This window comes from Acetobacter cerevisiae, assembly GCF_001580535.1.
Classification (GTDB): domain Bacteria; phylum Pseudomonadota; class Alphaproteobacteria; order Acetobacterales; family Acetobacteraceae; genus Acetobacter; species Acetobacter cerevisiae.
On sequence record NZ_LHZA01000063.1, the window covers coordinates 1 to 3,827 of the forward strand.

Consider the following 3,827-nt stretch of genomic DNA (forward strand, 5'->3'; position numbering starts at 1 on the left):
GGGCTTTCTTCTCCTGACGCAGGCGCAAGAGGTCGGATTCAATCGCTGTGATTTCTTCGTCTGCTGTGGTCAGAACCGCAGCGATGGCCCGCTGTTCTGACAGCGGCGGTAGTTTTAAAGGCATCTTTTGGAACATAGGCAGCCGTAACGATTTTACGGTTGAGCCAACCGCTTGGGAAAGAAAGTGGGATCTATGATAACCAACCGTGTAAAAAATAAATTTTCCATCACACGCTTGAAAACATGAGATAGCGTAAGTTCTTTGGTGTAGATCAAATTTTCCTACAAAATATTTAGGGACAAAATCCTGTCCCTCTCCCGGTACAATGACAGCTTCACAATCGAACAAATATCTGTTGCTTGTTCTAATATCTTCCGAACGATCAAAAAATGTATATTCGCCATTTGTGAGTGAATCTTGGCGGTTCGAACTGCCGGTCTGAATGTCGGCAATATCTCCGAGATATTTGGTTTCCCACTCCCCCGTGAACCCCGGCAGGCGTTTTTTGCCTGTGAGGAGTTGCTGCATGAGGGCTTTTTTCTGCTGCTGGCTGTTGGCCAGAAGCTTCTCCGCTCCATCAATCGCACGATCCCACGTCGAGAGGATTGCCGCGATCTTCTTCTGTTCGGGGAGAGGGGGGAGGATGAGTGGAGTATTAGAAAGTATTTCTTGGCTTAAATTTGAAATGTTTGTTCCAGATCCAGAGAGATTTATGTATTTACGAAAATATTCTCCAGCGACAATCTGGAAAATATAAGTTGCGCTTATTAAGGGGTTTTTGAGGCGGCCACGAATAGTAAATCCAGAGAATGAGATGGGCTCTGGAATATGAGGAAAATACAAACACCTTCCGATAAGGGATTTGTTGCCATTTGATCGCACGAATAAAAAGTCATTCTCTTGGAGTAGGTCATCATCCTTAAATTGATCTACGTACGTTTCTTTTAATGAATCGGTACGTGAAAGGACATTTCCAAGAGAAAAATCGGAAACGCCGACTACTTTTATCAAATTTTTTGAATCTGACTGAGAAAAATTCAGACCATTTCGAAAGTCCATAATTTCTCCAAGTGTGGTAGATTCCCACCCCTCAGGAAGCATAACCCAACTCCTTCAGATAGGCGTCCATCTGGGCTTCCAGCTTTGCCAGTTCGGCCTTGATCTCCGCCCGTTCGGCCCGCACAGCATTCAGGTCAATTTCCGCTTCTTCCTCAAACGTATCGACATAACGTGGAATGTTCAGGTTGTAGTCGTTCTCTTTGATCTCGTCCGGTGTGGCGAGGTGGGCGTATTTGTCTACGTCCTTGCGGGCGCGGTAGGTGTCCACAATCTTCGTGATGTTCTCCTCGGTCAGCACATTCTGGTTCTTGCCCGCTTTGAACTCCCGGCTGGCATCAATGAACAGCACATCCTTCGTCTTGCGGTCCTTGCGGAAGATCAGGATGGCGGCCGGAATCCCTGTGCCGAAGAACAGCTTTTCCGGCAGGCCGATCACCGCATCCAGCAGGTTTTCCTCAATCAGCTTCTGGCGGATCCTGCCTTCCGAACTGCCCCGGAACAGCACGCCGTGCGGCACCACAACACCCATGCGGCCCGTGCGATCCTTCAGTGTGGCAATCATGTGCAGGATAAAGGCGTAGTCGCCCTTGGTCTTGGGCGGCACACCACGGGCAAAGCGGTGATGCACGTCCTGCTCAGCCTCATCATGCCCCCATTTGTCGAGGCTGAAGGGCGGGTTAGCCGTCACCACGTCAAAGCGCATCAGGTGGTTTTTGTCATCCAGCAGCTTGGGGTTGCGGATGGTGTCGCCCCACTCAATGCGGTGGTTGTCCTCGCCATGCAGGAACATGTTCATCTTGGCAAAAGACCACGTGGAGCCAATGGCTTCCTGCCCATACAGGGCGTAGTCCTTGCTGCCGTTGTGGTTCTGCGTCACCTGTTTGCCGCACTTCATGAGCAGGGAGGCCGAACCACAGGCCGGGTCACAAATGCTCTCACCCGGCTGAGGGCTCAGAATACGGGCCAGCAGTTCACTGACTTCGGGTGGAGTATAGAACTCGCCCGCCTTCTGCCCACCGCTGGCGGCAAAATTCTTGATCAGGAATTCATAGCCATTGCCAATCACATCCAGATTGCCAACGCGTGAGGGGCGCAGGTTCAGGTCCGGCTTGGCAAAATCTTCGAGCAGATGCCGCAGAATGGTGTTTTTCTGCTTTTCATCGCCAAGTTTGTCAGAATTGAAGCTGATGTCCTGGAACACGCTTTTGCCTGCGTCCTTCAGCTTGGTGCCGTTGGCTTCTTCAATGGCGTGCAGGGCTTTATCAATCCGTTCACCATTTCCGGGGGCATTGCGCTCTTTGTAGAGGGTATAGAAATCCGCACCTTTCGGCAGAACGAAGCGTTCCTGCTGAAGCATGGCTTCGATCAGGGCTGGATTGTCGCCATATTCCTTTTTGTAGCCGTCATAATGGTCTTGCCACACATCGGAGATGTATTTCAGGAACAGCATGGTCAGCACGTAATCGCGGTAGGCGTCAGGGCTGACGGTGCCACGAAAGGTATCGCAGGCGCTCCACAGCGCCTTGTTGATGGTGTCCTGTGAAATCTGCTCGGTCACGCACTTAAATCCTGTATCAAAAACGTCACGGGTGTGGGTCAGCCCGCCAGAAGGTCTCTGGCAAGCCCGGTCATGATCTGCTGGCTGGTCTGGCGCAGGCGGTGCAGAAGTGTCTCCTCGCGCTGCATGGCGCAGGCCAGCTCCACAATCTGTTCCTGTCGGGACAGGGGTGGGAGTGCTACCGGCACGCTCTCCAGTGCTGGACGGGCAATGTTGCGCACAAGGGTGGAACTCTGGGCCTGCTGCTCCAGATAGCGCTGTGCGGGATCCTGATTGAGCCACCAGACCAGCCAGGCGGGCAGCACGCCTGGACACGACACGCGCAGCACAAAGAAGTGCGGCGCGGCGACGGCCTGAAGGCTGCCGATACGCGCATCAATCAGAACGGCTAGTGACACATTGCCACGGGCCGGGAAGAGGATATCGCCCGGGCGCAGCCAGTCCGGCTCACGCCGCCCGGCCACCTCGGTGCGCACGCAGGACGTCCAGTCCACGCCAGAAGGCGATGTGTCCCGCATCTGCACGACAGCCGTTTTTGCCCCATCGGTCGGGTCGATCCGCCCTCTGAACGACCATCCTGTGGAAACGGCGCAAAGGGCAGAAATCGATGTTTTCTTAACATGAACGACTTTGGTCATGACTGTATCCTGCGCGGAGAACCTGACCCTGTCAACCTGTTATTTATAGCACCATCGCAATTGGTGCACTTTACGACTGTGATTGTGCGCCGTGCCCCTGTCCTGCCCCGGTCGGACAGGCATCACCCCGCTCTCCCAACGTGGTCGCAGTCTGGGTTTTCGCTGACATGTCAGAAAAACGTGTTCACGAAATCCGGTTTCGTGAACACGTAGTGCCCGCAGATCGTCTGGATCCCTGCGCCCCCGTTCAGGCCGGGGAAGACTCTGGCAGATAGGGCTGACTACACGAAAGTGCGTGTTGCGTACGCTTGGGGTGAACACCTATGGAACGCTCTCGCAGAGTCCCTACTGTGAAAGACGTGCTTATGTCGAAATCGGTAGCGTTCGACATCCTGTGACGGGGCGAGCGCCGGATGCGTCACTGGGGTGTAGATATTGGCACTGTTTCGTAAGAGATACATGCCACAAATTATAATGCGTTGTGCCTCGTCTATATGGGGGATGTCAGCATGTGAAATAGTCATGGGTGTCACGTTGAACCCCAACCGCTCCCCAAAGGGAGCCCTTACTA

Annotated in this window: 3 protein-coding genes; all 3 read right to left on the reverse strand. The window is 53.4% G+C overall.

Features of this window, described 5'->3' with window-relative positions; genetic code table 11:
- A partial coding sequence (locus AD928_RS00605; RefSeq protein ID WP_062247433.1) for a restriction endonuclease subunit S occupies positions 1-1,102 on the reverse strand: 1,102 nt, incomplete at its 3' end.
- Positions 1,092-2,618: a type I restriction-modification system subunit M gene (locus AD928_RS00610; RefSeq protein WP_062247435.1), complete on the reverse strand. Its 1,527-nt coding sequence runs from the start codon at positions 2,616-2,618 to the stop codon at positions 1,092-1,094. The genes AD928_RS00605 and AD928_RS00610, both read right to left, overlap by 11 nt.
- A 38-nt stretch (positions 2,619-2,656) precedes the next feature.
- Positions 2,657-3,256 (reverse strand): restriction endonuclease subunit S domain-containing protein, encoded by a 600-nt coding sequence (locus AD928_RS00615; RefSeq protein WP_062247437.1) that lies wholly within the window; start codon positions 3,254-3,256, stop codon positions 2,657-2,659.
- Positions 3,257-3,827: the final 571 nt, after the last annotated feature.

Coding starts and splice junctions, on each gene's coding strand:
- AD928_RS00615 (WP_062247437.1), bottom strand. CDS start 3,256: ATGACCAAAGTCGTTCATGTTAAGAAAACATCGATTTCTGCCCTTTGC.